At 56.2% G+C, this 26205-nt stretch carries 30 protein-coding genes and 2 pseudogenes; 13 read left to right on the forward strand and 19 right to left on the reverse strand.

Annotation, left to right across the window (positions count from 1 at the left end):
• The first annotated feature begins 222 nt into the window (after nucleotides 1-222).
• The gene (locus B8P98_RS25115; RefSeq protein ID WP_095032646.1) at nucleotides 223-1245 is read left to right on the forward strand and encodes an IS110 family RNA-guided transposase; all 1023 of its coding nucleotides are present in this window, start codon (nucleotides 223-225) and stop codon (nucleotides 1243-1245) included.
• Nucleotides 1246-1762: 517 nt separating this feature from the next.
• Here the strand turns inward: B8P98_RS25115 and B8P98_RS25120 are convergent.
• Entirely contained in the window at nucleotides 1763-2134 is a 372-nt protein-coding gene (locus B8P98_RS25120; protein WP_025712645.1) for a winged helix-turn-helix transcriptional regulator, read from the reverse strand.
• Between the two features lie 89 nt (nucleotides 2135-2223).
• On the opposite strand from B8P98_RS25120, the gene B8P98_RS25125 reads away from it, so the two are divergent.
• The 4 genes from B8P98_RS25125 (at nucleotide 2224) to ytfE (ending at nucleotide 5766) form a co-directional block, all read left to right on the forward strand.
• On the forward strand, nucleotides 2224-3072 hold the full coding sequence (locus B8P98_RS25125; protein ID WP_025712644.1) for an SDR family oxidoreductase: 849 nt from the start codon (nucleotides 2224-2226) through the stop codon (nucleotides 3070-3072).
• A 77-nt stretch (nucleotides 3073-3149) separates the two neighbouring features.
• Nucleotides 3150-3974: an AraC family transcriptional regulator gene (locus B8P98_RS25130; protein WP_025712643.1), complete on the forward strand. Its 825-nt coding sequence runs from the start codon at nucleotides 3150-3152 to the stop codon at nucleotides 3972-3974.
• 75 nt (nucleotides 3975-4049) lie between these two features.
• Nucleotides 4050-5021, forward strand: a complete 972-nt coding sequence (locus tag B8P98_RS25135; protein ID WP_025712642.1) for a DMT family transporter — start codon at nucleotides 4050-4052, stop codon at nucleotides 5019-5021.
• Nucleotides 5022-5103: 82 nt separating this feature from the next.
• A complete protein-coding gene (gene ytfE, locus B8P98_RS25140; protein ID WP_025712641.1) occupies nucleotides 5104-5766 on the forward strand; it encodes an iron-sulfur cluster repair protein YtfE in 663 nt (220 codons plus the stop codon).
• A gap of 65 nt (nucleotides 5767-5831) precedes the next feature.
• Here ytfE and cycA read toward each other — a convergent pair whose 3' ends face one another.
• Both cycA and fklB read right to left on the reverse strand, forming a co-directional pair.
• A complete protein-coding gene (gene cycA, locus B8P98_RS25145) occupies nucleotides 5832-7235 on the reverse strand; it encodes a D-serine/D-alanine/glycine transporter (RefSeq protein WP_002886688.1) in 1404 nt (467 codons plus the stop codon).
• 305 nt (nucleotides 7236-7540) lie between these two features.
• Nucleotides 7541-8161, reverse strand: a complete 621-nt coding sequence (fklB, locus tag B8P98_RS25150; protein WP_002886687.1) for an FKBP-type peptidyl-prolyl cis-trans isomerase — start codon at nucleotides 8159-8161, stop codon at nucleotides 7541-7543.
• A 218-nt stretch (nucleotides 8162-8379) separates the two neighbouring features.
• Between fklB and B8P98_RS25155 the strand changes: the two genes are divergently transcribed.
• Nucleotides 8380-9051 (forward strand): LysM-like peptidoglycan-binding domain-containing protein, encoded by a 672-nt coding sequence (locus B8P98_RS25155; protein ID WP_012543105.1) that lies wholly within the window; start codon nucleotides 8380-8382, stop codon nucleotides 9049-9051.
• A 108-nt stretch (nucleotides 9052-9159) separates the two neighbouring features.
• Here the strand turns inward: B8P98_RS25155 and rplI are convergent, their stop codons facing one another.
• Genes rplI through rpsF form a run of 4 tightly spaced genes read right to left on the reverse strand, consistent with a single transcriptional unit; the run spans nucleotide 9160 to nucleotide 10598 of the window.
• Nucleotides 9160-9609: a 50S ribosomal protein L9 gene (gene rplI, locus B8P98_RS25160; RefSeq protein WP_008807173.1), complete on the reverse strand. Its 450-nt coding sequence runs from the start codon at nucleotides 9607-9609 to the stop codon at nucleotides 9160-9162.
• Between the two features lie 41 nt (nucleotides 9610-9650).
• Complete coding sequence (gene rpsR / locus B8P98_RS25165; RefSeq protein WP_000135199.1) at nucleotides 9651-9878, reverse strand: 30S ribosomal protein S18; 228 nt, start codon at nucleotides 9876-9878, stop codon at nucleotides 9651-9653.
• Nucleotides 9879-9882: 4 nt separating this feature from the next.
• Nucleotides 9883-10197 (reverse strand): primosomal replication protein N, encoded by a 315-nt coding sequence (priB, locus tag B8P98_RS25170; protein WP_002885722.1) that lies wholly within the window; start codon nucleotides 10195-10197, stop codon nucleotides 9883-9885.
• A gap of 5 nt (nucleotides 10198-10202) precedes the next feature.
• Nucleotides 10203-10598: a 30S ribosomal protein S6 gene (gene rpsF / locus B8P98_RS25175; RefSeq protein ID WP_008807174.1), complete on the reverse strand. Its 396-nt coding sequence runs from the start codon at nucleotides 10596-10598 to the stop codon at nucleotides 10203-10205.
• Nucleotides 10599-10938: 340 nt separating this feature from the next.
• On the opposite strand from rpsF, the gene B8P98_RS25180 reads away from it, so the two are divergent.
• A complete protein-coding gene (locus B8P98_RS25180; protein WP_002885689.1) occupies nucleotides 10939-11214 on the forward strand; it encodes a YdgH/BhsA/McbA family protein in 276 nt (91 codons plus the stop codon).
• 149 nt (nucleotides 11215-11363) lie between these two features.
• A pseudogene (locus B8P98_RS31745) lies at nucleotides 11364-11441 on the forward strand (hypothetical protein); the annotation flags it as partial.
• A 109-nt stretch (nucleotides 11442-11550) separates the two neighbouring features.
• Here the strand turns inward: B8P98_RS31745 and B8P98_RS25185 are convergent.
• The gene (locus tag B8P98_RS25185) at nucleotides 11551-13677 is read right to left on the reverse strand and encodes a hypothetical protein (RefSeq protein WP_095033539.1); all 2127 of its coding nucleotides are present in this window, start codon (nucleotides 13675-13677) and stop codon (nucleotides 11551-11553) included.
• Between the two features lie 96 nt (nucleotides 13678-13773).
• Between B8P98_RS25185 and B8P98_RS31750 the strand changes: the two are divergent.
• A pseudogene (locus B8P98_RS31750) lies at nucleotides 13774-13857 on the forward strand (hypothetical protein); the annotation flags it as partial.
• A 61-nt stretch (nucleotides 13858-13918) separates the two neighbouring features.
• Here B8P98_RS31750 and B8P98_RS25195 read toward each other — a convergent pair.
• Genes B8P98_RS25195 through ulaA form a run of 6 tightly spaced genes read right to left on the reverse strand, consistent with a single transcriptional unit; the run spans nucleotide 13919 to nucleotide 18328 of the window.
• Entirely contained in the window at nucleotides 13919-14605 is a 687-nt protein-coding gene (locus B8P98_RS25195) for an L-ribulose-5-phosphate 4-epimerase (protein WP_025712639.1), read from the reverse strand.
• Nucleotides 14605-15459: an L-ribulose-5-phosphate 3-epimerase gene (locus B8P98_RS25200; RefSeq protein WP_025712638.1), complete on the reverse strand. Its 855-nt coding sequence runs from the start codon at nucleotides 15457-15459 to the stop codon at nucleotides 14605-14607. Before B8P98_RS25200 ends, B8P98_RS25195 begins: the two co-directional genes overlap by 1 nt.
• 9 nt (nucleotides 15460-15468) lie before the next feature.
• Nucleotides 15469-16119 (reverse strand): 3-keto-L-gulonate-6-phosphate decarboxylase UlaD, encoded by a 651-nt coding sequence (ulaD, locus tag B8P98_RS25205; protein ID WP_008807179.1) that lies wholly within the window; start codon nucleotides 16117-16119, stop codon nucleotides 15469-15471.
• A gap of 13 nt (nucleotides 16120-16132) precedes the next feature.
• On the reverse strand, nucleotides 16133-16600 hold the full coding sequence (gene ulaC, locus B8P98_RS25210; RefSeq protein ID WP_008807180.1) for a PTS ascorbate transporter subunit IIA: 468 nt from the start codon (nucleotides 16598-16600) through the stop codon (nucleotides 16133-16135).
• Between the two features lie 9 nt (nucleotides 16601-16609).
• Nucleotides 16610-16915, reverse strand: a complete 306-nt coding sequence (gene ulaB, locus B8P98_RS25215) for a PTS ascorbate transporter subunit IIB (protein WP_001577590.1) — start codon at nucleotides 16913-16915, stop codon at nucleotides 16610-16612.
• Nucleotides 16916-16927: 12 nt separating this feature from the next.
• Nucleotides 16928-18328, reverse strand: a complete 1401-nt coding sequence (gene ulaA / locus B8P98_RS25220; protein ID WP_025712637.1) for a PTS ascorbate transporter subunit IIC — start codon at nucleotides 18326-18328, stop codon at nucleotides 16928-16930.
• A gap of 364 nt (nucleotides 18329-18692) precedes the next feature.
• On the opposite strand from ulaA, the gene ulaG reads away from it, so the two are divergent.
• Nucleotides 18693-19757 (forward strand): L-ascorbate 6-phosphate lactonase, encoded by a 1065-nt coding sequence (gene ulaG, locus B8P98_RS25225; RefSeq protein ID WP_025712636.1) that lies wholly within the window; start codon nucleotides 18693-18695, stop codon nucleotides 19755-19757.
• A gap of 107 nt (nucleotides 19758-19864) precedes the next feature.
• On the forward strand, nucleotides 19865-20620 hold the full coding sequence (ulaR, locus tag B8P98_RS25230; protein WP_004177697.1) for an HTH-type transcriptional regulator UlaR: 756 nt from the start codon (nucleotides 19865-19867) through the stop codon (nucleotides 20618-20620).
• Here ulaR and yjfP read toward each other — a convergent pair.
• Nucleotides 20617-21333 carry an esterase gene (gene yjfP / locus B8P98_RS25235; RefSeq protein ID WP_025712635.1) on the reverse strand — a complete coding sequence of 239 codons (717 nt, stop codon included), beginning with the start codon at nucleotides 21331-21333 and terminating at the stop codon, nucleotides 20617-20619. The genes ulaR and yjfP overlap by 4 nt on opposite strands.
• A gap of 209 nt (nucleotides 21334-21542) precedes the next feature.
• Between yjfP and bsmA the strand changes: the two genes are divergently transcribed.
• Both bsmA and yjfN read left to right on the forward strand, forming a co-directional pair.
• The gene (bsmA, locus tag B8P98_RS25240; protein ID WP_025712634.1) at nucleotides 21543-21851 is read left to right on the forward strand and encodes a biofilm peroxide resistance protein BsmA; all 309 of its coding nucleotides are present in this window, start codon (nucleotides 21543-21545) and stop codon (nucleotides 21849-21851) included.
• Between the two features lie 137 nt (nucleotides 21852-21988).
• Nucleotides 21989-22264, forward strand: a complete 276-nt coding sequence (gene yjfN / locus B8P98_RS25245; RefSeq protein WP_008807186.1) for a DUF1471 family protease activator YjfN — start codon at nucleotides 21989-21991, stop codon at nucleotides 22262-22264.
• On the opposite strand, the gene B8P98_RS25250 is transcribed toward yjfN, so the two are convergent.
• The 4 genes from B8P98_RS25250 to B8P98_RS25265 form a co-directional block, all read right to left on the reverse strand.
• Nucleotides 22255-23892 (reverse strand): isovaleryl-CoA dehydrogenase, encoded by a 1638-nt coding sequence (locus B8P98_RS25250; RefSeq protein WP_095033541.1) that lies wholly within the window; start codon nucleotides 23890-23892, stop codon nucleotides 22255-22257. The two genes, yjfN and B8P98_RS25250, sit on opposite strands and share 10 nt — an antisense overlap.
• Nucleotides 23893-23976: 84 nt before the next feature.
• Entirely contained in the window at nucleotides 23977-25143 is a 1167-nt protein-coding gene (locus tag B8P98_RS25255) for a glutathionylspermidine synthase family protein (RefSeq protein ID WP_025712632.1), read from the reverse strand.
• A 3-nt stretch (nucleotides 25144-25146) separates the two neighbouring features.
• The gene (locus tag B8P98_RS25260) at nucleotides 25147-25797 is read right to left on the reverse strand and encodes a DUF1190 domain-containing protein (RefSeq protein WP_025712631.1); all 651 of its coding nucleotides are present in this window, start codon (nucleotides 25795-25797) and stop codon (nucleotides 25147-25149) included.
• A 9-nt stretch (nucleotides 25798-25806) separates the two neighbouring features.
• Nucleotides 25807-26205 (reverse strand): DUF350 domain-containing protein, encoded by a 399-nt coding sequence (locus B8P98_RS25265; RefSeq protein ID WP_025712630.1) that lies wholly within the window; start codon nucleotides 26203-26205, stop codon nucleotides 25807-25809.

Here is a 26205-nt window from a genome sequence, read left to right on the forward strand (position 1 = left end):
CCCCGGCGGCGCTGCGCTTACCGGGGCTACAAACCGGAGCTGACGGGTAGCCCGGATAAGGCGCCAGCCGCTATCCGGGAATATCTCCCCGGTGGCGCTGCGCTTACCGGGGCTACAAACCGGGGCTGACGGGTAGCCCGATGTGATGGACACCTCCCACCTTACGGCATCAAAGTGCCAGACTGAGGTGTTAACCCCAGATCCCCGGAGGAGGTGTCCATCATGAATATTAAACGTATTGGTCTCGACCTGGCTAAAAATATCTTCCAGATACATGCCGTGGATCACCATGAACATGTTGTCCTGCGTAAAACCCTGCGCCGGGACCGCATGACCGCCTTTTTCTCTCAACTCTCTCCCTGCCTTATCGGGATTGAAGCCTGCGGCGCCGCCCACTACTGGGCCCGCGAGCTGACCCGTATGGGGCATACCGTACGCATTATCCCGCCTCAGCGGGTCAAGTCCTATCTTAAAGGGCAGAAGAATGACGCCAACGACGCGGAAGCTATCTGCGAGGCTATCAGCCGTCCCGGAATGCGCTTTGTGGCCATGAAGACAGAGCGGCAGCAGACGCTGCAGGCAGAGCACCGCGTCCGGGCCCGGCTCGTCCGCGCCCGGACAGCCCTGAGTAATGAGATGCGGGGACTGCTGGGTGAGTTTGGTCTGGTACTGCCGGTGGGAATAAGGCAGCTACGTAAGGCATTGCCGGAGATACTGTCGCAACAAGAGCTGTGGGATGACCGCTTTATCCGCCTGCTGAGCGAACTGGCGGAAGAGCTGCAGATGCTGGATGAGCGGGTCGCCCGCCATGACAGGCGGCTTGAGCAGTCAGCACGGGATGATATCCGGATAAAAAGGCTGCTGGCGATAGAGGGTATGGGGCCGGTGGTGGCCAGTGCGCTGGTGGCGGCGGTCGGCGATGGCAGACAGTTCAAAAGTGGTCGGGAGATGGCGGCGTATCTGGGTCTGGTCCCGCGGCAGCACTCCAGTGGCGGGAAAGCGCGGCTGGGGTCTATCAGCAAACGGGGAGACAGTTACCTGCGGACGCTGATAATCCACGGTGCGCGTGCGGTGCTGAACGCGTGTCAGAATAAAACCGACAGACGCAGCCAGTGGCTGAAGGCGTTATCGGAAAGGCGAAACCGGAATATCGCGACGGTGGCGCTGGCGAACAAGAATGCGCGAATAGCATGGGCGATACTGAGCCGCGAAGAAGATTACCATGGGTTACAGGCCGCCGGTTAACCGGCGGCCTGTAACCCATGCAGTAAAAGAGCAATAACCTGCCGTGAGAGTGCAGTCAGCAAAGTGTGATGAGTAACAGGTAAGACCGGCATCTGTCATTCCGACTTATCCGAAGGCTCCCTGGAAAACAAAGCCGCTAGCCCGAATGGAAACAGATGCGCAGATAACATCATGGCCCGGATACGACGGTATCGTAAGAGAGGCCGGATATACGAACGCACCTTACCCCGTTACACAAAATGCAGAGATGACTTGCATAACGGGAGGTGTCCATATACGGATAAGGCGCCAGCCGCTATCCGGGAATATCTCCCCGGTGGCGCTGCGCTTACCGGGGCTACAAACCGGGGCTGACGGGTAGCCCGGATAAGGCACCTGCCGCTATCCGGGAACATCTCCCCGGTGGCGCTGCGCTTACCGGGGCTACAAACCGGAGCTGACGGGTAGCCCGGATAAGACGCCCGCCGCTATCCGGGAACATCTCCCCGGTGGCGGGGCGACAGGGAGTGATACATTTTTACTCCCCGTGGTTAGCCAGCACCGCAGGCAGATTGATCTCGATCCAGTCCGCCAGGGCGGCCACCTTCTCGCTCACCTGCAGGCCGAGCGGCGTCAGGCTATATTCAACGTGTGGCGGTACCACCGGATAAGAGATACGGTCGATAAAACCATCCTGCTCCAGGGCCTGCAGCGACTGCGCCAGCATCTTTTCGCTGACCCCACCCATTTTGCGCCGCAGATCGCTGAAGCGATGGGTCCCCTCGCGCAGCGCCACCAGAATCAACACGCCCCAGCGGCTGGTGACATGTTTAAGCACATCGCGCGACGGGCACTGTTCCGCGAACAGGTTGCCGGTGCGCAGTTTCTCGCTCAGCGTCGATTCGGTCATTTCACACTTACCTTTTTGTACGTACTTACTAAAAGTTAGTTAAGGTGGTAGCTTACCACAACTGCCAATAAACACGAAGGAGAAGTCCCATGATCGCCCTTACCGGTGCCACCGGCCAGCTTGGCCACTACGTTCTGCAAAACCTGCTTAAAACCGTTCCTGCCAGCCAGATTGTGGCGATTGTCCGCAACCCGGCCAAAGCCCAGGCGCTCAGCCAGCAGGGCGTCGTTGTCCGTCAGGCCGACTATAGCGACGAAGCGGCGCTGACCGCCGCGCTGCAGGGCGTGGATAAACTGCTGTTAATCTCCTCCAGCGAAGTCGGTCAGCGCGCCGTTCAGCACCGCAACGTCATCAACGCCGCTAAAGCCGCCGGGGTAAAATTCATCGCCTACACCAGCCTGCTGCACGCCGACACCTCGCCGCTGGGCCTGGCCGCAGAGCATATTGAAACCGAGCAGATGCTGTCCGACTCTGGTATCGCTTACGCCCTGCTGCGCAATGGCTGGTATACCGAAAACTATCTGGCCAGCGCACCGCCGGCGCTGGAGCATGGCGTGTTTATCGGTGCCGCTGGCGAGGGTAAAATTGCCTCCGCCACCCGCGCGGATTATGCCGCCGCTGCCGCCCGCGTTATCGCCGGTGAAGGCCATGAAGGGAAAATTTACGAACTGGCGGGTGATAACGCCTGGACGTTGAGCGAGCTGGCTGCCGAGCTGAGCAAGCAAAGCGGGAAAAACGTGGTTTATCAAAACCTCAGCGAAGCTGATTTCGCCGCCGCGCTGAAAAGCGTTGGTCTGCCAGCCGGGCTTGCCGATATGCTGGCGGATTCCGATACCGGCGCGTCGAAAGGCGGGCTGTTTGACGACAGCCGCACCCTGAGTACGCTGATCGGCCGTCCGACCACCTCCCTTGTTGAAAGCGTGAAAGGCATTCTGTAACCGCCCCTCTCAGCTTTTGCGGTTGCGTCCCGGCGGTTCCTCTCCCATATTGAAGGGGTAACCGTCGGGAGGCAGGCATGCAGGGCGTACCACCCCAATTTAGTGATGAAAAAGACCGCGCGCGCTTTCGCCATCTCGAACAGCTGCCCGGGGTAGAGCTTTACCACGCCCATATCTCCCGTTACGCCTTTGAACCCCATACCCACGAAGCCTTCGGCATCGGCGTGATCGAGCAAGGCGCGGAGCGCTTTCGCTACCGCGGCAGCCAGCACATCGCCGCCGCAAACGCTATTGTCACCATGAATCCCGACGAGCTGCACACCGGCGAAGCGGCAACCGCCGACGGCTGGCGCTACCGGATGATTTATCTGGAGCCGGACCGTCTGGAAGCCATCACCGGGGTGCGCGACTGGTGGTTCAGCGAGGTGGTTCGCGAGGATCCCCTGCGTTCCCGACAGATTGGTCAGCTGATTTATGGCCTGTGGCATAGCGACGATCCGCTGGCCCAGCAGGGAATGCTGCTCGACCTCATCGACACCTTCCGCCCTCTGGCCCACTATGCCTCGGCGCAGGGTGAAGCCGGGCATCGCTTCGACCGCGTGCGCGACTACCTGCACGATAACTATATGCGCCCCATCACCCTCGACGAGATGGCGCAGGTGGCGGCGCTGAGCCCGTACCACTTTCAGCGCCAGTTTAAAGCCCACTATCACGTGACGCCCCATCAGATGCTGATGGCTATCCGTCTGTGGCGCGCCAAGGCGTTTCTCACCCACGGCATGCCCGCCGCCGAAGTAGCGATTGCCGTCGGCCTCACCGACCAGTCCCACCTGACCCGCGCCTTCACCCTGCGTTACGGTATTACGCCGGTGCGCTATCAGAAGCAGGTCGCCAGGCGCTAATGCGCAATCTCATACAATATTCCTGCCCGCCCCCCTTCTACACTGCAGACAACGGTAATGACAACGGATGCAATGATGATTAGTGGTGTGCTGTACGCCCTGCTGGCGGGGCTGATGTGGGGGTTAATTTTTGTCGGGCCTTTGCTGGTACCAGAGTATCCGGCGATGCTGCAGTCGATGGGACGCTATCTGGCGCTGGGCCTGATCGCCCTGCCGCTGGCGTGGCTCGGGCGCGGGCGCCTGCGCCAGCTGAGCCGGCAGGACTGGTGGACCGCGCTGGGCCTGACAATGATGGGGAATCTTATCTATTACGCCTGCCTGGCCAGCGCCATTCAGCGCACCGGCGCGCCGGTCTCCACCATGATTATCGGCACGTTGCCGGTGGTATTGCCGGTCTTCGCCAATCTGCTCTACAGCCAGCGCGACGGGAAGCTGCCGTGGCGGCGCCTGTTTCCGGCGCTGGTCTGCATTGCCCTCGGCCTGATCTGCGTGAATGTCGCGGAACTGCGCCAGGGGCTGCCTGACTTTAGCCTGTGGCGCTACGGCTCCGGCATCGCACTGGCGTTGGGATCGGTGGCCTGCTGGGCCTGGTATGCCCTGCGCAACGCCCGCTGGTTGCGGGAAAATCCGCATCAGCCGCCGATGATGTGGGCTACCGCCCAGGCGCTGGTGACGCTTCCGGTTTCGCTGGCCGGTTACCTCGCCGCCTGCGTCTGGCTGCACGGTCAGCAGGCCGGGTTCCCCCTGCCCTTCGGCCCGCGCCCGGCGGTGTTTATTACGCTGATGCTGGCTATCGCAGTGCTCTGCTCATGGGTCGGCGCGCTGTGCTGGAATATCGCCAGCCAGCGGCTGCCGACGGTGATCCTCGGGCCGCTGATCGTCTTCGAAACCCTGGCCGGGCTGCTGTATACCTTCCTGCTGCGGCAAAGTTTACCGCCGTTACTGACCCTGAGCGGGATCCTGCTGCTGGTGCTCGGCGTAGTCTCCGCCGTACGCGCCAGACCGGAAAAACCGACGTTGCAACCGCTGACGAACGAAAAAAAGTAGCCAGACCCTCTTAAGGGGTATTCCCTTGCCTTAAAGATGCATTTAAAATACATTTTATATTCCTGATGACGAGGTAACAGCTATGGCTTTCCGTGACCAACCTTTAGGCGAGCTGGCGCTGACCATCCCGCGCGCCTCCGCCCTGTTCCGTCAATACGACATGGATTACTGCTGCGGCGGCAAACAGACCCTGGCGCGCGCCGCATCGCGGAAAGCGCTGGATGTCGCGGTGATTGAAGCCGAGCTGGCGAAACTGGCCGAGCAGCCTCTCTCCCGCGACTGGCGCGCGGCGCCCCTCCCGGAGATTATCGACCATATCATCGTCCGCTATCACGACCGGCACCGTGAACAGCTGCCGGAGCTGATCCTGCAGGCTACCAAGGTTGAACGCGTCCATGCCGATAAACCGAACGTGCCGAAAGGGCTGACCAAATACCTGACCATGCTGCATCAGGAGCTTTCCAGCCACATGATGAAAGAGGAGCAGATCCTGTTCCCGATGATCAAACAGGGAATGGGCGCCCAGGCCGGGGGCCCGATCAGCGTAATGGAAAGCGAGCATGACGAAGCGGGTGAACTGCTGGAAGTCATTAAACACATCACCCATAACGTGACGCCGCCGCCGGAAGCCTGCACCACCTGGAAGGCGATGTATAACGGTATCAACGAGATGATTGACGATCTGATGGAGCACATCAGTCTGGAAAATAACGTACTGTTTCCGCGCGCCCTCGGCGGGAAGTAAAAAAAGGCGCCCGCAGGCGCCCTCGACATTGTCCGTCTTATTTGGCCACTCCGGGTGGCCTTTTTTTATTTCGCCAGACGTTTTTTGCCGGCAAACAGCCAGCCCGCGCCGAGCAGCACAAACCACAGCGGGGTGACCATCAGCGCTTCACGGGTATCGTCTTCCAGGGTCAACAGCACCAGCACAAAGACGAAGAAGGCCATGCACACCCAGCACATCACTTTACCCAGCGGCATCTTGTAGCTCGACTTCTCATGCAACTGAGGACGATTTTTACGATACGCCAGGTAAGAGCAGAGAATGATGGTCCAGACGAACATAAACAGGATTGCCGACACCGTGGTGATCATAGTGAACGCGGCAATCACGCTCGGGTTGACCATCAGCATCACCACGCCGCCCAGCAGGCACATGCAGGAGAAGGTTAAGCCCTTCGCCGGTACCGCACGCTTCGACAGCTTGGCAAACATCTTCGGCGCCTGACCATCCTGCGCCAGACCGAACAGCATACGGCTGGTGGAGAATACGCCGCTGTTGGCCGAGGAGGCGGCGGAAGTCAGCACCACGAAGTTAATCAGGCTCGCCGCCGCCGGCAGGCCGACCAGCACGAACAGCTCAACGAACGGACTCTTGCTCGGCACCACGGAGCTCCACGGCGTCACCGACATAATCACAATCAGCGCGAAGACGTAGAACATAATGATACGCAGCGGGATGGAGTTGATCGCCCGCGGCAGCGATTTTTCCGGGTCCTTGGTTTCTGCGGCGGTGGTCCCCACCAGCTCAATCCCTACGAAGGCAAACACCGCTATCTGGAAGCCGGCAAAGAAACCGCTGAGGCCTTTCGGGAACCAGCCGCCGTCATTCCACAGATGGGCGAAAGAGGCTTCGACGCCGGTCGGCGATTTAAAATGCATCATCACCATCACCAGGCCGACCACGATCAGCGCCACGATGGCGACGATTTTGATCATTGCGAACCAGAATTCCATTTCGCCAAACATCTTGACGGTGGCCAGGTTCAGGCCCAGCAGCAGCAGGATCACCGCCAGCGACGCAACCCAGTCAGAAAGTCCGGGGAACCAGAACTGCGCGTAGGCGGTGATGGCGACAACGTCCGCCATCCCCGTCACTACCCAGCAGAACCAGTAGGTCCAGCCGGTAAAGTAGCCCGCCCACGGTCCCAGCAGATCGGCCGCAAAATCGCTAAAGGATTTATATTCGAGGTTTGACAGCAGTAATTCGCCCATCGCACGCATCACGAAAAACAGCATAAAACCGATAATCATATAAACAAAAATAATGGATGGCCCGGCAAGGCTGATGGTTTTGCCAGAACCCATAAATAACCCGGTGCCGATCGCTCCGCCAATCGCGATCAGCTGAATATGTCGGTTTGTGAGATTTCGCCGTAGCGATTGTTCAGTCGGCTCCTGCTCGACAGCAGCGACTTTAACCTGATCTACCATGTGATTTCTTCCTGTTGTACCTGTCTGTGTTGTTCAGGCTCTGATGGCCTGTCGTCTGTCATTAACCCCAGCAAGGGCTAGTCGATATTAGGTAAGAATCGGAGGGATGAATACTATGATTTAGATATAATGTTAATTTTATGTTTAAAGTGAGTGTTATATCACTCATCTAACGCGAAATAGCTCACAAAAATACACCCATGCGTGATGAATGCAAAACATAATTCCAATTAATTTTTAACTTAAGGATTTTACGCTATTTTCATGGCTTCCCCTGCCGCGGGGGAAGAGGAAGCCGCTGCTGTTTAGATAATATCCAGCAGTTCAACTTCGAAGATCAGGGTACTGAACGGAGGAATCGATGCGCCAGCGCCGCGCTCACCGTAGGCGAGGTTGTGCGGGATTGTCAGTTCCCATTTGGAACCTACCGGCATCAGGGTCAGAGCTTCAATCCAGCCGCCGATCACGCCGGTTACCGGGAATTCCGCCGGTTCACCGCGAGCGACGGAGCTGTCGAACACAGTACCGTCGATCAGTTTACCGGTGTAGTGCACGCGAACACGGTCGGTACGCGCCGGGATCGGCCCTTCACCCTGGGTCAGCACGCGGAACTGCAGGCCGGATTCGGTGCTGTTCACGCCCTCTTTCTCGCGGTTTTCATCAAGGTATTTCTGACCGTCAGCGGCCATGGCCTGGAAACGCTCGCGACGTACGGCGTCAGCGCGCTCGTGGATTTCACGCAGCGCACGGTGGACGGCTTCCACCGGCACCTGCGGCTGGTTACCTTCCAGCGCATCGGCGATACCCGCCACCAGCGCTTCCGGCAGCAGCCCCTGCAGGCCGGATTCGCTCAGCTGTTGTCCAACCTGCAAGCCGATACCGTAACTTGCCTGCGCTTCGATAGTGTCAAAAGTTGGGGTTGCCATCGTTGTTCCTTTTTGGGTGATAAACATCAAGAGAAAAGCGTGCGAAAGCATAACAGCCATAGCGAAATGGGTAAAACTTTGTCGGCGGATGATGACAAATCTCAGCGAAACAGAAACAATAGGTGGCAGCAGGTTAACTTTACTTTGTTCCGGTCATCAGGACGTTAGCCATCTATACTCATATGCAGGATAAAAATATGCGGAGCAGGAGGAAAGCCATGCCCGGGCGCGTTGAACTGACATCTATTCTGGCGAAAATCTGGCACGCTCCGGATGATTTTCGCCTCCTGGACCCGCTGCCTCCGATGCACCGCCGGGGTATCATCGCTGGCTTCCTGTTAGTCATTATCGGTATTCTGCTCCCCGCCGACGATAACCAAAGCCCGGCCTCCACCAGCCGTGAAGCGAATCTGAACCTGCAGTCACAGTCCCAGCCGCAAGCTGGCGGCAATCAGGCCGTTCCCCTGCCGCCGATCACCAATACCCCGACCGTAAGCGATGCCGATCAGATGGCGCCCGTCGCCCCGGAGCCGATTCAGGACGAGCAGCCAGATCAGGCGCAGACGCAGCAGCCTGCTTCCCAACCGTATCAATCCTCGCAGCAGCAGTCCGCCCCGGGCATTGAGCAGCAGTGGCGGACCTATCGCATCGAGTCAGGCAAAACCCTGGCCCAGCTGTTTCGCGATCATGGGCTGCCGGCCACTGACGTTTACGCCATGGCGCAGGTTGAAGGCGCTGGCAAACCACTAAGCACTTTGCAGAGTGGACAGACGGTGCAAATTCGGCAGAACGCCAACGGCGTGGTCACCGGACTCACTATTGACACCGGCAACGGCCAGCAGGTGCTGTTTACCCGCCAGTCGAACGGCAGCTTCGTCCGTGCGCGATAGCGGAGAAGACGACAGCAAGCGTTACGCCGCCGCAAAATGAAAGGCGCTAAAAAGCAAAACGCCGGCACAAGGCCGGCGATTTGTTGTTACCAGAACGTCAGAGGCCGATTACTCAGCAACCACGTTGATGATAACTTTAGCGAATACTTCGCTGTGAACCTGGAAGTCCACTTCGTGCTCGCCAACGTTACGCAGAACGCCGTTCGGCAGGCGAACTTCGCTCTTAGCAACTTTAACGCCTGCTGCAGTAACAGCGTCAGCGATGTCGCGAGTACCGATGGAACCGAACAGTTTACCTTCGTCGCCAGCTTTGGACGCGATGGTTACGGATTCCAGGGCGTTGATCTGCGCAGCACGAGCTTCAGCAGCTGACAGAACGTCAGCCAGTTTGGCTTCCAGTTCAGCGCGACGTGCTTCGAAGAATTCAACGTTTTTCTTGGTAGCAGGAACAGCTTTACCCTGCGGGACCAGGAAGTTACGAGCATAGCCCGCTTTAACGTTAACCTGATCACCCAGGCTACCCAGGTTTGCTACTTTATCAAGCAGAATAACTTGCATTACCTTATCCTCTCAAAGTCGTATTAATGGACCGTGACCGATTACTGATGACGATCAGTGTACGGCAGCAGGGACAGGTAGCGAGCGCGTTTGATAGCGCGAGCCAGCTGACGCTGGTATTTTGCACGGGTACCGGTGATACGGCTCGGGACAATCTTACCGCTTTCGGTGATGTAGTTTTTCAGCGTAGCGATATCTTTATAGTCGATCTCTTGAACGCCTTCCGCGGTGAAACGGCAGAACTTGCGACGACGGAAATAACGTGCCATATGGCTAGTCTCCAGAATCTATCAATTCAATCTGCTCGGCATGCAGAACCATTTTGCTCAAGCCGTTCTTTGCCTTATGACAAGAGATGAACCCTCGAACGGTTACTGCGCTACCGACCGTTATACTGTGAGTAATGGCCTGGTTTTCGTGACCGCTAATAATAACGGGCATTTGACACCATGCCTGCCGGTGAAAACCGGCTTCCTCCTGCACTGAACGATGCTCAAGCACGAACTGGCAGTGAGGAATTCCTGACGGGCTGACCTTACGAAGTGGAGTCCTGCAAATAATGCCGGACAGCTCCAGACGGTTGGTCATCAGGATTACTCTTCAGAATCCCCAGCTTCAGAATCATCTGCGGTTTCGTTGGCGAAATCTTCGCGACGCTCACGGCGCTCGTCTTTCGCTTTAACCATCGGAGATGCTTCGGTAACAGCGTGCTTAGTACGCATTACCATGCTGCGGATAACGGCGTCGTTGAAGCGGAAGTTAGTTTCCAGCTCATCGATCGCTTCCTGCGGCGCTTCAACGTTCAGCAGAACGTAGTGAGCTTTGTGCAGTTTGTTGATCGGATAAGCCAGCTGACGGCGGCCCCAGTCTTCCAGACGGTGGATCGTACCTGCTGCTGCAGTAATTGCACCAGTGTAACGTTCGATCATGCCCGGAACCTGTTCGCTCTGGTCAGGATGGACCATAAAAACGATTTCGTAATGACGCATCGAATTGCTCCTTACGGATTATTCAGCCTCCTGTCTGGGTCAGCCGCGGCCCATGGAGGCAAGGAACGTGTTAAAGGGCGGCTGAAAAATTGACGCGTCATTCTAATGGCGGCCCCCCAGGAACACAAGCGGATTTGCACAAATAATTCGCACTAAGCGCCAAGCTGCGCTAAGTGGGTGATTTAAAATTAACCAATAAAGGAAGCGGCTTTTTTTTGAACAACTGCATCAAAAAAGGTCGCCATGCGATGAACGCGCAGCGATTACACTTATATCAAAGCCCAACGACCACAGGAGAGCCCCGAGTCAGTATCAGGACTGTCAGTCAGGAGCGTAGTATATGAAACTGAAAATCATCGCCATGATGGCTGCGCTTTTCTTCAGCGCCAACGCGCTGGCAGCTATCCAAATCACCGAACGTCAGGCCCGCAATATGGACGACGTGCAGAGCCTCGGCGTTATCTATATCAATCATAACATGGCCACTGAGCACGAGGCCGAACAGGCCCTTAGCCAGATGAGCGATGCGCAGGGGGCAAAATACTTTCAGCCCATCCTGATGCACGAACCAGAAACCAATGGCCCGCTTCGCGCCAGCGCGGTGATTTACCGCTAACGCCTGCCCCATTCTTCGCCTCTCTTCGCGAGGAGCGAAGAGAGGCTCTCGCCTAAACGCAATTGAGAATTATTTTACAAAGCGACTTATCAGCGTCATCGCAACCTGATTTAATCAGCCACTCGCCATTTGATAATCAGGAGTGATTGATGGTTCCGCGTTTCGCCACCTTAGGCCGTATTCCCAAAGGCGTTTGGGTACTCGGCGGCGTCAGCCTGCTGATGGATAACCACTGATTTAATTTTCATCGTTACCTGCAAAGTGGATAGCGACCATTTCGGATGCAGTTATTCAAAAAATTACCGCATACCGCTCTTCTCGTTAATTAATCATCAGTTATCCCTGCTCAGGAATGGCGTCTACACTTGCGGCATCCTGCATTCCGTCCGGCATCCTTACCCGTAGCCATTCGTCGCGATAAACCAGAATCAGCGTATTTCCCTGCCAGTTAAAAGCCATTCCTTGCAACCCACAATATTTCGGGCGCTGTAATGACACAATTCTCGTCGCGGTTGCCACCTCCCAGATATCAATTCTTGTTCCCGACCCGGATGGCTTTTCACAACCAGCCTGAGCATAAAAACGGCCATGGGCGGAGCGTGCGGTTGCATCAATGCTGTCAGAATTTTTCAGTTCTGCGCTAAAGCGCCATTTGCCGCTAAGGCTATCAATAAAATATGTCCCAATACTTCTTTTATTCAGATTATTCAGCGGAGGGAACAAATATGCATAATGTAACGCTATCCAGTGTGCTTCACGAGAACCCAGCGGTAGCGGCGAATTTCGGGCAATATCATCGTTCGATAACTTCATGACGAGCGTTCTGGGATCCCCTTCCGTACGGAAGGGAACCGAATACGATGATTCCGCTCTACCAGTCTTAGCGTTAAGTTTGACTAATCCATTGCTGTCTTCCAGCCAGAAATAGCCTGGCGTTGAAATACGTACCGCCTGAACGGAGTTACCGATGGCGTAATAATTACGGCATGTTCTGAAGATGACATTTTCCGTCGCCGGAAGGCGGGGATCCATACGCCGAAAAACCAGACACCCTTTTCCTTCGTCACTGTGATCAGTATAGTAAGCAACGGGCTCATCGTGCATATCGTTGAACCATGATGCTAATGAATAAGCGTCAGATTCTGTCTGCGCTGCGGTCATTGCCGTGATTTTATGGTTTGAGATATCCAGTGAGAACCATTGTCGCGGGAACGCTTCGAACCAGGCCTTTGCTCCCTGATGCACCAAGATTAACCTGGACAACCTTTTTCCTTGCCAGAGTTGGGTGACCTGCCGTGGATCTGCTGGTTTCGTGATATATAGTTCCGCCACTTTACTTTGCTGTTCTCGGTCGTAGCGTGTTGTCGCGAATAAGGCATTTCCTTGCGGAAGTTCCTGATAGCTCTCAATCGTTCGTGAATCGTCAGTATCGGGGAAGATATCGTTAAGTGCGATGGTTTCTACGCTAATCGTTCCGGATTGCGCCGCTTCCTGAGGTTGACGTTCAGGCGTTTTATCCTCTGCCGGCGTTGTTTTCACCCAGGCCAAAGCCGTTGAAGCCAACTCGCTGGTAATATTATTTTCTTTCAGCTGGGCCAGAACGGGTTTAATACTTTCAGCAGGCACAAATCGGTCGGTTAAATAGCGTTGCAGTCGCTGAATATTCGTGCCGAAAAGTGAAGAGTCAGCGAGCCGTGCCTTGCCATTTTCGGCGGCTTTTTTGATGGAATATTCCGGGTTTGGCGTTATGTCGCAGGTTGTTAATGTTAATGCGACTTTGGGTTGGCCAAAGACTAAACCGACATCCATTATTTGCATGTAGGTTGTGCGTTTACTGACTCCTGCGTTGTACGTTTTGCTGGCGATAATAAAAGGGATGTCCTGCTGTAATTCTGGTTGCAACTGCTTCGGATCTTTCCAGACACCCCATAGCAGGTGTTGCGATATTGCCCATTCGATTTTTTGTTCGCCTTCGGCTGGCGTGATGTCTCCCTCTTGCGCCGCCCGTTGTAGTGTGGGCGCGATAAATTGTTGCGCCAGACGCACGGCTATCTCCGGGCGGCGTGACAAGAGCACCTGTCCCCAATCTTTTTCCAGACGAATGATCGGCATTGATGTTGTCCGGAGTTTAAAATTTTCCTTTTCAAGTAAGCCAGATAATACCGGTGCCAGCGTTTGCCAGTTGCCGTCAATCAGCAGCGTCGCTTCATTCGCCGCCACACGTTTCTTGCCATCTGACCAGAGCAGAATATTACCATCACTGGCGGTATTGGCCGGGTCCCACTCTTTGCTTGGTATCCACTGCCAGCGAGTAAAAACCGGCGCTGGATCATAATCAACGTAAGTTGATAACCGGCAATCCCGTGGATGTGAGGCGGTTGCTGTCCCTTCGTCAACCAGAACCCAGGCCAGCAATGGCAGAAAAATAAGCGCCAGCCAAACATACCATTTTTTCATCAGCATTCCGTTGCTCCTGTTTCCCTGTCCGGACGAAGAGATCGTCCTTGGGAATCCTAACTGAAATGCTGGCAAAGATGAAAGCCGCCCTCCGCTCGCGGGGCAACGTTTTACGCCGGCGCGATGATTTGCGTGGTCACGCTCATCGGCATGCGCGTAATGCCGTCGGCCTATCGTCAGGATTAAAAACGGCTCCGGGGCCAGACCAGTTGCTTCACCCTGAGGTGAAAGCCCCGGAGCGCGTAACTTACTTCTGCCCGTAGTAGGCGTTTGGCCCGTGTTTACGCAGAAAATGTTTTTTCATCAGCCAGCTGTCGATGGGCTGCAGCTGCGGATTAATGCCGCGGGCAATCCACGCCATGCGCGCCACCTCTTCCATCACCACCGCGTTGTGTACCGCCTCGTGGGCGTCTTTGCCCCAGGCAAACGGTCCGTGCTGATAGACGACGATCCCCGGGGTATGCAGCGGATTGGCCTCGCCCAGCGTTTCAATAATCACCTGCCCTGTATTCAGCTCGTAGGCTTCATCCACTTCCTGCGCGCTTAGCGCCCGAGTGCAGGGAATATCGCCGAAGAAGTAGTCCGCGTGAGTGGTGCCGAGCGCCGGGATTGCCAGCCCCGCCTGCGCCCAGGCCGTCGCGTGGGTCGAATGGGTATGCACCACGCCGCCGAGGCTCGGATAGCGGCGATAAAGCGCCAGGTGCGTGGCGGTATCGGAAGAGGGGCGATACTGCCCTTCCACCACGTTGCCCTCAAGATCGACTACCGTCATATCCTCGACGGTCATTGATTCGTAGGCGACGCCGCTGGGCTTGATCACCACCAGGCCCCGCTGCCGGTCAATGGCGCTGACGTTACCCCAGGTAAACGTCACCAGACCATAGCGCGGCAGATCCATATTGGCCTCGAACACCTGCTGTTTCAGTTGTTGCATTACGCCGCCTCCATCAGGCCCGCGCGGACCATCCGCGCCTTCACCCAGTCCCGCGCTTTCGCCACTTCTGCGAGCGGGTCAGCGCTGGTTTCACTCCACATCTCAATCAGATAGGGACCGCAATAGCCGGTCTGCTTGAGCGTGGTAAAGCAGCGTTCGAAATCGACCACGCCTTCACCGAACGGCACATTTTTAAAGACGCCGGGCTTCGTGTCTTTGACGTGTACCGCCACGATGTGCCCTGTCCCGGCCTTCAGTTCCATCTGGACGTCGTTATCCCACGCCGACAGATTGCCCAGGTCAGGATAAAGCTGGAACCACGGATTATTCAGGTAATGGGCGTAGCCTAAGGCCTTACTGATCGAGTTCATCAGCGGGTAATCCATGATCTCCATCGCCAGCGTCACCTGGGCGCGGCTGGCCATCTCGACGCTCTCTTTCAGGCCATCACGAAAGCGGCGGCGCGTCTCATCGTTCGCCTGCTGATAGTAGACGTCGTAGCCTGCCAGCTGGATCACCCGGATCCCCACATCCTGCGCCAGGCGGATGGCTTTACGCATGATCTCCAGTCCCTGATGACGTACCGCGTCATCTTCACTACCCAACGGAAAACGGCGATGAGCGCTAAGGCACATCGATGGCACCCGAACGCCGGTTTCAGCCACCGCCTTAACCAGCGCCAGACGCTGCTCCGGGCTCCAGTCCAGCCGCGCAAGACGAGCGTCCGTTTCATCGAGAGACATCTCAACGAAATCGAAGCCCAGCGCTTTCGCCAGCTGCAGCCGCTCCAGCCAGCACTCCCCGGCGGGGAGCGCTTTTTCATAAATGCCGAGCGGAATGGATTTCGCTAACATAGCCGCTCCTTAACCCCATAGCTGGGCAATAGAGCGTTTAAACTGACGCGCCGCTTCCACCGGTGAGGCGGCATCGCGGATGCTGCGCCCGGCAATAAAGACGTGGATAGGGATCCCGGCGAACAGCGGCAGGTCTTCCAGCGCCAGACCGCCGGTGACGGTCACTTTGAAGCCCATATCGGACAGACGTTTAATCGCGCTGATATCCGCCTCACTCCACGCTACGCCTGCCGCCTGCGCGTCGCGGCTGCGGTGATAGACCACTTGCTGAATGCCTGCTTCACGCCACGCCTGCGCCTGCTCCCAGGTCCAGAAACCGGTCAGCTCAATTTGTACATCGCCGTTAAACTCTTTGGCGACATCCAGCGCACCTTTGGCAGTATTGATATCGGCGCAGCAGATCACGGTCACCCAGTCGGCGTTAGCTTCAAAGCACATCCGCGACAGGATTTTGCCGGCATCGGCGATTTTGGCGTCCGCCAGCACAATTTTATGCGGGTACAGCGCTTTCAGGTCGCGCACCGCGCGTACACCTTCGCCGACGCAGAGGATGGTGCCCACTTCAATGATATCCACCTCTTCGGCAATCAGACGGGTCGTTTCATAGGCGCTGGCCAGCGTTTGATTGTCCAGAGCGACCTGTAACATAGGTAATGACATGATAATGTTCCTTTTAAACAGCCGCCGCGGTGGCGTTTTTGATTAAATCCAGCACTTCCTGCTCGCTACGGCAGGCGCGTAAACGGTCGAAATTAGCTTCGTCATCAAACAGGTTAACGATCTGCATGATGCCCACCTCCTGGTGGGTGGTGGCGTCAACCGCCGCCATGGTGATCAGAATGTCGACAGGATCGTTATCTTCATGATTGAAAATCAGCGGTTTTTTTAGCGTTACCAGCGCAAAGCCGGTTTTCTTGACGCCCTCTTCCGGCCGGCCATGAGGCATCGCCAGGCCCGGCGCGATAACAAAATAGGGCCCGTGCTGCGCGACGCCGTCGAGAATGGCCTGGTAGTAGCGGGGTTCAACCACATCAGCGGCCACCAGCAAATCGACACCGATTTTCACCGCCTCCTGCCAGGTCTCCGCTTCCGCCTGCAGGCGAATGGAGTGGTTCTGCGCCAGGGAATCATGGAGTTTCATGACCGCTCCTTATTTCACATCCTGCGGGAAGTGGGCTTTAATCACCTCTAGCAGTTTTGGGCCAAAATCCGCCGGCGAAAGCATATTGCGCACGCCCACCACATATTTATTGCCAGTGACGGTAATTTCACCCGCGATATGAGTTGAAGCGATGATGATATCCGCGCCGTTCAGTTCGCTTTTGTATTCCCCTACCGCGCAGCTATTTACCGTGTGGTCGATATTGGATTGCGTCAGGAACTGGTCCACCTTCATTTTCATGATCATGGAACTTCCTTGCCCGTTACCACACACAGCCAGAATACGTACGGTCATAATCAGAACTCCTTATTGGGCAGAGGCCTCTGCCAGTTGTTTTTCCGCATCCTCCTCGGCACGCAGCGTGCGGCCGGCGAAGAACATATAAGCGAGTGCAATCAAGATGATGACGGCCATAAACGCCAGTCCGATGGAGGCGAAGCCCTGCATCATCGGCGGTGCGAGAATCGACCAGTCCGCCATCCCCATCCAGGCGCTCATACCGGTGAGCTTCACCGCCCAGACGCAGCCGAAGATTTCAACCATGCCCATCACCAGACAGATCTTGAGCGCCGCGCGCCAGCCGCCGAAGTGGTTGGCAAAGACGCCAATCGTGGCGTTGGAGAAGAACATTGGGATAAAGCCCGGAATAATCAGAATGGATGAGCCGACGCCAACCAGAATGCCGACGGCAATCAACTGGCCGATGGTGCCCCACATAAAGCCCCACACCACCGCGTTCGGCGCAAAGCTATAGATTGCGGCACAGTCAATCGCCAGCACCGCGCCGGGGATCAGGCGCTGCGAGATACCGTTGAAGGCTTCGGACAGCTCGGCGACGAACATCCGCACCCCTTGGGTAATAATGAAAATGGCCACCGCGAAGGAGAAACCGGTCTGCAGGATATAGACCGTCCAGTGGGTTTTCCCCGCCATCGCCTGTACGACATCGAGGCCAAAGGAGAGCAGGATGGCGCCGAAGAAAATGGTCATCACAATCGCGGTGGAGACGATGTTGTCGTGGAAGATATTCAGCCAGCCGGGGAGCTTAAGGTCTTCGACGCTCTCCTCTTTTTTGCCCAGATAAGGCGCCACTTTGTAGGCTATCCACGAGGCAAACTGCTGCTGGTGACCGATGGAGAAGCCGCAGCCGTCGGTGACCAGCTGAGTCGGCTTATACATCATGTTGGAGGTGATTCCCCAGTACAGAGAGACCAGCACCGCGGTGCAGATAATGGTCGTCCACATCCCGTAACCAAAGATAAAGAATGAGACCGCGATCAGCCCCGCCTGCTGAAACATGATATGCCCGGTGAGCATGATGGTGCGGATACCGGTAATACGGCGCAGCAGGACGTAACAGATGTTGAGCGCCAGCGCCAGGAGCACCGCGTATCCCACCCAGCTGTACGCCTCACCCATACGGTCAATGGTCGCCATCATTGAGGCGTAAGTGTCGGAAATCGCGCCATTGATGCCGTACACCTCTGACATTTTCGCCACCACCGGCTTAAAAGTACTGGTGAGAATGCCGGAGCCGGCTTGTAACAGCATGAAACCAATGATGGTTTTGATGGTGCCTTTGATAATCACGCTAACGCTTTTACGCAGCAGGATATAGCCCAGGCAGGTCACGATACCCAGCAGCAGCGGGGCATTGGTCATCACCTGATTAAAGAAAACGGTAAAGATGTTGTAGAGGATTGCCATAACACACTCCCGATGGTGAAGGCGCTGAACGCGCTGTACGCTCAGCATTTCTCGTTGCCCACTCTAATAATCAAAAGTAATCACAACAAGATTGAATTTGATTAAATGTGACGCACGCCGCAATAATCCTTATTTCATCATGGTTATAACTAATCATTTACAGAGAAACATAAATAAACATTTTTAAATCAGTTAGATAAAATTAAAAAACCTGTATATACGCCAGGCTCTGGTAGGCCTGTTTATGCGTAACGCTTCACACAAACACGGGAAAACAGGATTGCATTTTTGAAAACACAGTGACAACATAAATCAAAACCAATCAAATACTGATTACTTTTGAAAATGCATGAGGAAGACCACGATGAGTAAAGTACAGACCATCACCCGTGAATCATGGATCCTGAACACCTTTCCGGAATGGGGCAGCTGGCTGAATGAGGAGATTGAGCAGGAGCAAGTTGCGCCTGGCACCTTCGCCATGTGGTGGCTGGGCTGTACCGGCATCTGGTTAAAATCAGAAGGCGGAGCCAACGTCTGCGTCGATTTCTGGTGCGGCACCGGCAAACAAAGCCACGGTAATCCTCTAATGAAAACCGGCCACCAGATGCAGCGGATGGCAGGGGTGAAAAAATTACAGCCTAACCTGCGTACCACCCCGTTCGTGCTGGATCCGTTCGCTATACGCCAGATCGACGCCGTACTGGCGACCCACGATCACAACGATCATATTGACGTTAACGTCGCTGCCGCCGTCATGCAGAACTGCCCGGCCGATGTGCCCTTTATTGGGCCAAAAACCTGCGTCGATCTGTGGATCGGTTGGGGCGTGCCGAAAGAGCGCTGTATCGTCATGAAGCCCGGCGATGTGGTGAAGATCAAAGACATTGAGATCCATGCGCTCGACGCGTTCGATCGCACCGCGCTGATCACCCTTCCGGCGGACCAAAAAGCCGCTGGCGTACTGCCGGATGGCATGGACCAGCGCGCGGTCAACTATCTGTTTAAAACCCCAGGCGGCAATCTCTACCACAGTGGCGACTCCCACTACTCCAACTACTATGCGAAGCACGGCAACGAACATCACATTGACGTCGCCCTCGGCTCGTATGGCGAGAACCCACGCGGGATCACCGATAAAATGACCAGCGCCGATATCCTGCGCATGGCGGAATCGCTTAACGCGAAAGTCGTTATTCCGTTCCACCATGATATCTGGTCAAACTTTCAGGCCGATCCGCAAGAGATCCGCGTCCTGTGGGAGATGAAAAAAGATCGGCTGAAGTACGGCTTCAAGCCGTTTATCTGGCAGGTTGGCGGTAAATTTACCTGGCCGCTGGATAAAGACAATTTCGAATATCACTACCCGCGCGGCTTTGACGACTGCTTTACCATCGAGCCGGATCTGCCATTCAAATCCTTCCTGTAAGCCACCTCCGGCAGGCTCTGCCTGCCGGAAATACCCCGTTTCAGGGTTAGTATTTTCACATGATTTCAAATATCATCTTTGCCGTTCACTTTTAATCGGATTTGCTCATGACGGAAGCGCAAAGGCACCAAATTTTGTTGGATCTACTCGCCCAAACGGGGTTTGTTACCGTGGAGCAGGTGATGTCGCGGCTCGGGATTTCACCTGCGACCGCCCGACGTGATATCAACAAACTGGACGAAAGCGGCAAACTGAAAAAGGTTCGCAATGGTGCGGAAGCCATCAGCGAGCAGCGCCCCCGCTGGACGCCGATGAACATCCATCAGGCGCAAAACCTGGATGAAAAAGTGCGTATTGCACGCGCCGCTTCACAGCTGATCGCGCCCGGGGAAAGTATCGTCATCAACTGCGGATCCACCGCTTTTCTGCTGGGGCGAGAGCTGTGCGGCAAACCGGTGCAGATCATTACCAACTATCTGCCGCTGGCCAACTATCTGATAGACCAGGAGCACGACAGCGTCATTATCATGGGCGGGCAGTACAACCGCAGCCATGCCATCACGCTCAGTCCACACGGTAGCGAAAACAGCCTGTATGCCGGACACTGGATGTTCACCAGCGGCAAAGGGTTAACCGCGGAAGGGCTCTACAAAACCGATATGTTGACCGCCATGGCCGAGCAGAAAATGCTCAACGTGGTCGGCAAACTGGCGGTGCTGGTCGACAGCAGCAAGATCGGCGAACGCGCCGGGATGTTATTCAGCCAGGCCGGGCAAATTGATGTAGTGATCACCGGCAAACAGGCCGATGCCGCGATCCTCAAACAGCTTGAGGATCAGGGCGTCAGCGTGATCCGCGTTTAAAGGTGCTGCTGAAAAAAGGCGACCGTCGTGGCCAACGCCTCTGGCGTAATGCGATGGCGGACGCCCTTTTGCCAGACACAGGTCAACCTGGCGGCAAGGTCGCCTTGCCGGAGCGCCTGCTCAAGACGGAAGGTCTCTTCTGGCGGCACGACATCGTCGGCGTCACCATGCCAGAGCAACAGCGGCCGCCGGGCGAGTGACGACAACTGATGGCTGACATCCCATTCGTTGAGACTATCGATATCAAAATCAGGCGAGGGGAACAGGGTTTGCGACAGCGAACGAAAATAGCCTGACCCCATCAGACAGGCGACGCTGTTCAACTCGGGATGATGCGTCATGATGCCCAGCGCCGTCATTCCTCCCATCGACGCGCCCGCCACCGCCAACCGCTCCCCCTCCAGCCATCCTTCAGCCATAATGGCCTCGCGCAGCGCAGGGAACTCCCTGAAATTCTGCTGCAGGATCGGCCAGAAGCGCAGCATCCGCCCGGCCTCATCGCCCTGATAGCGCGCCCCATGCTCCGGCGCGTCCGGCATGATCACCCGGAACCCCGCCTCGGCCAGCGCCACCGCAAAGTAGCTGTAGACCAGCTTCGACGAGGTGAAGCCATGATAAAAAACGATACAGGGCAAGGGTTTATTCAGACTCTCCTGCGGGCAGGCATGCAAAATTTCACTGCCGTCAAGGTTGCGCATTTCTAGTGCAATCATTTATCGTCTCCCTTCTCTATCGTGGTTAGGCGTCATGGGAAAACTTATTCACCAGGCAACCCAGTTTGCTACGATTCATAATGTTGAGAACCTGGTTACGCTTTCACAACATTTTCATTCGAAAATCGCGTCAGAGATAACAGTTCGGGAACATTCCCCGGAAATCCTGTTAAGGCTACCACTACACTATCACTATCAGGAAACGAGATATGGTTATGCGCAGGTTTTCACCGTGGTTACTGGCTATTGTCCTCAGCGGGTGTAGTGTCCTGCAGGGAACGCCGGAAGCCCCGCCGCCCGCCACCGACCATCCGCAGGAGATCCAGCGCAACCAGACGGCTGGCCTGCAGAAAATGGCCACGGTGAGTGTGCTGATGTACGGTTCGCCGATGGATGTCGAAGCGGCGTTGAAGGCCAAAGCAGAAGCGGCCAAAGCCGATTACTACGTCATCATCATGATCGATGACACCATGGTACCCGGCCAGTGGTATTCGCAGGCGATCCTTTATCGTCGATGACGAGACGGCGCCTTTAAATCTGCTTTACACAGCTTTGCGTCCATTCACGTTCTCCTGTGCATAATAACGTTCGGCCAGCCACCTGGCAGGACGTTAGCAACGGACTGCCCTTGGGACTACGTGAAATGGAGCTGACGATGAAACGATCTTTTACCCTACCCAGCCTGCTGTTTACCGCTGCGACGGCCAATACGTCCGCGCAGTCAGCCGAATTCGCCAGCGCGGATTGCGTCACTGGCTTGAATGAAATCGGTCTGATCTCCGTCACTAATCTTTCCGGCAGCCAACAGGATGTGGAGCACGCCATTGCCCGCAAAGCGGACGAGCAAGGCGCCTCCTGGTATCGCATTATTCAGATGTATGAAGAACAACAGCCGGACAGCTGGCGCGTACAGGCCATTCTCTATGCCTGAGGCGCCTGGCGCCCACGCCCCATAGCCCGCAGCAGCAGGTCATCGAGGGTCGGGGCATCAAGACGCATACCGCCGCGGGTGTCGAGCATCATCCGGCACCAGGCCTCAGCCAGCGGCGGCGAAGCGTGGCGCAGCATCTGCGCCCCCGCACCGAGACGATAGACCAGCCGGGCGATCTCTCTGCCCTGCTCTTCGGCGGGCCGTCTCAGCAGCTGCTGCAGCTGGCGCCATGCGCGGTCCAGATGGCGGTTCTGTCCTTTCACCTCGGCACACTCTGCCGCCAGCAGCTCCATCGCCGCCGGCTGCTTGCTGAGCACCCGCATCACATCGAGGCACATAATGTTGCCGGAGCCTTCCCAGATGCTGTTGACCGGCATCTCACGGTAAAGACGCGGGAGTTCGCTCTCCTCGCAATAGCCGATGCCGCCGAGCACTTCCATCGCCTCAGCGACAAACGGGATGCCGGCCTTACAGATGGCAAACTTGGCCGCCGGCGTAAACAGGCGCGCCCAGGCGCTTTCCCGGACATCCTCCCGACGGTCCCAGGCCCGTGCCAGGCGAAACAGAAACGCGGTTTGCCCCTCCAGACGCAGCGCCATTTGCCCCAGCAACTGGCGCATCATCGGCTGATCGACCAGGTTTTTGCCAAACGCCTGACGCTGTAGCGCGTGATACAGCGCCACCGAGAAGGCGCGACGCATCAGGGCATGGCTGCCCAGCGCGCAGTCAAAGCGGGTCAGGCCGCCCATCCTGAGGATCTGCCGCACGCCGTCGCCCTCTTCGCCCACCAGCCAGCCACAGGCCTCATAAAATTCCACTTCGCTGCTGGCGTTGGAGCGATTGCCGAGCTTCTCTTTTAAACGTTCAAGACGCACGCCGTTGCGCTGCCCGTCGGGTAACAGACGCGGCACAAAGAAGCATGAGAGCCCCGCCGGAGACTGGGCCAGCACCAGATGGGCGTCGCTCTGCGGCACCGAGAAGAACCACTTGTGTCCCACCAGCCGGTAAAATCCTTCCGCCGTTTTCTCCGCGCGGGTGGTATTGCTCAGCACATCGGAGCCCCCTTGCTTCTCGGTCATCCCCATACCAATCAGCAGGCCGCGCTTCTGGCCGCCCGGCGCAAGATGGGGATCGTAACGATCGCTAAGCAGCGGCGACAGCCAGTCACGAAAAGGCGCGGGCAAAGCCTGCTGCAGCAGGGGCGTTGCGGCGAAGGTCATGGTAATCGGGCACAACGTCCCGGCCTCCACCTGGGCATGGAGCAGAAAGCGGGCGGCGCGGGCGACAAAAGCGCCTTCGCGGGCCCCTTCCTGCCAGGCGAGGTTATGCACCCGGTTCGCGCACAGCCCCTGCATCAGCAGGTGCCAGGCGGGATGGAAGCGCACGTCGTCCAGCCGGGCGCCGGTGGCGTCATAGCGCAGCAGCTCCGGCGGGTTACTGTTGGCCAGGCGTCCCAGCTCCAGCGATTCGGCGGTCCCCAGCTGCTGGCCTATGCTGGCGAGCAAATCGCCATCCCAGCCAGCGCCTTCGCGAGCCACCGCTTCACGCAGGGCGGTATCAGACAGGAACAGATTGCTGTTATTCAGCGGGGTGGGTTGATTAAAAACAGTATGCGTTTGCCAGTGCATCGTGTCTCCCTCCATCAATGGCGATAGCCATAAGTATGGCCAGAACCCGGCCTCTGGCGACGGAGGGAGATCACAAAAGCAGCTTTAGCCGGTTATATAGTGAGGAATAAAACGAGAAGTATCTTTAGTAATCAATGTATTATCCTCCCGGATCCCCATCCCGCAAGCCTCATCATCCACGATCCAGCTGCCAATCAGCGTGTAGCTGTCACCAAAGCGCGGCAAGGGCTGGAAGGCCTGAAAGATCATCGGCTCTTCCGCGTAGTCTCCATCAGCATGTTCGATAATCTGCTGCTGGCCATTAAAGATGGTGACGTTGCCGCCTTCACGTGAAAAGATCGGTTTACGCACATAGCTCTCGCCCGGCGCGATCTGTGGCGATTCATTGGCAAACCAGGCGGGTAGCAGATTAGGATGACGGGGAAAGAACCGCCATAGCAGCGGCATCAACCCTTTGTTGCTGAGTACACTCTTCCATAACGGTTCGATCCACCGCTCTCGCCGCTTACACAACAGCGGGCCATTATCATCTCGCATCATCCATTCCAGGGGATAGAGCTTAAACGCCCGACGGATAACGTTGTCATCCAAATCGGTCAGCATACCGCCGACGCCGAGTCCCAGCTCTTCAACATAGAGAAAACGCGTTTCCTGACCCGCCTGCTGCGCACAGTCCTGGAGATAAAGCACCGTCGTGCGATCTTCATCACTCCCTTCACAACAGCAAAAGTAGAGCGGCTCCGGGCTGTAAAGTTCACTAAAGCGGGCAATCAGCCGTTCCTGAATGGCATTGTACTGGTCGGCGTCACGCGGGATCGCCCCGCTGTGTCGGGCGTCTGTCAGCCAAAACCATTGAAACCAGGCAGCTTCGTACAGTGACGTTGGCGTATCCGCATTATATTCCAGCAACTTAAGCGGAGCGTCGGCACCGCACCATACAAAATCCATACGGCCATAGAGAGAAGGATCCCCCTGACGCCAGCTTTCCGCAATCGCATCCCAGTATAGCGGCGGGATCGCCAGCTGCTGCAACAGCTGCTCGTCCTTCACCGCCCGCTCAACGACCTCGAGACACATTTGATGCAATTCGGCGGTCGGTTTTTCAATCTGCTCTTCTATCTGGCGTAATGTGAAGCGGTAGGCTCGACTCTCGTCCCAGTAGATCTCGTTGTCAATGACATGAAAATCGAAACCGTGTTCGTCGGCAATCCGATCCAGATCCCTGCGAACAGGAATAGCGTGTCGCAACATCGTTCAACCTCCCCAATGGCCGCGCGCGCTGGACGATCGTCCGTAGCCGCCGCGGGAAACAGTCGCCGTTTTTTTCGCAGCCAGCGTATGGCTGGTGGCAATATCGTTTTTACCACTACGCCAGGCATACGCGCCCGACGATGTTCGCCATACAGCCCGGGAAGAATAGGACGCGCCGCCATTGTAATAGGCATATTCTTCATCGCGATCTTTACGCACTGCCCGGCTGAGTAGAAAACCGCTCATCATCGGCGTCCAGCTCCGATCGATGCTGTCAAAATAGCAGTCGACATACTGCGACTCACAGCCTTCCTGGCTCATTTGCTTAGGGACATGGGCATAAAAGTTCGACTTCGCATTGTTCCAGCCGTGAGCGCAGACGCTGGCGCTGTTACCGCCATCAACACAATCATTGACGGAAGAGTAAAATACGCCGTCACCGCCATTATCCGCATTCGTATCATCGCTACAGGCCTTAAGCGCAAAGAACGCCGCGCCGCCCATAATAGCCAGCGTCAGGTATTTGCCGCTGTAGCGGCTTCGCTTTGCCTGCACCGCGCTCGCCTGGCGATTAACCCGCGCGAGGGAAGCGTGAGTGGCCTGGGCGTTATTTTGTGCCGTATTACGGGATCTGGATTTACGTTTTTTAGCCATGATCGTCCATTACCATGTCATGCAGGCGGCGTTAAAAATCCCGCCGGCCAGCGCAGCAGAGCCCATAAACAAGCCTGCAGCAATATTGTGATTAATAATTTTTTCGCTTAGCGCCGGCATATATAGCCGTACTCCACCATAGATAATCAGCTGTACTACCAGGGCAATGACACCCCAGGCTAAATAATCAGCAATACTGACGGCGTTTATCGCCGCGCTGGATAATGGAATAGCATATCCCAACAGCGTTCCGCTAAACGCCAGCGAGGCCGACATATTGTTATTTTTTATCAGCTGCCATTCATTATGTGGGGTGATTTTTGAATAGATAAAAAGAAACAAGATCACCATCGCTGCACCGATAAAAAAATAGGTACAAAAAGCCAGTAATGAGTTCAGAACGTGCAT

It is taken from the genome of Klebsiella quasivariicola, assembly GCF_002269255.1.
Taxonomy (GTDB): Bacteria; Pseudomonadota; Gammaproteobacteria; order Enterobacterales; family Enterobacteriaceae; genus Klebsiella; species Klebsiella quasivariicola.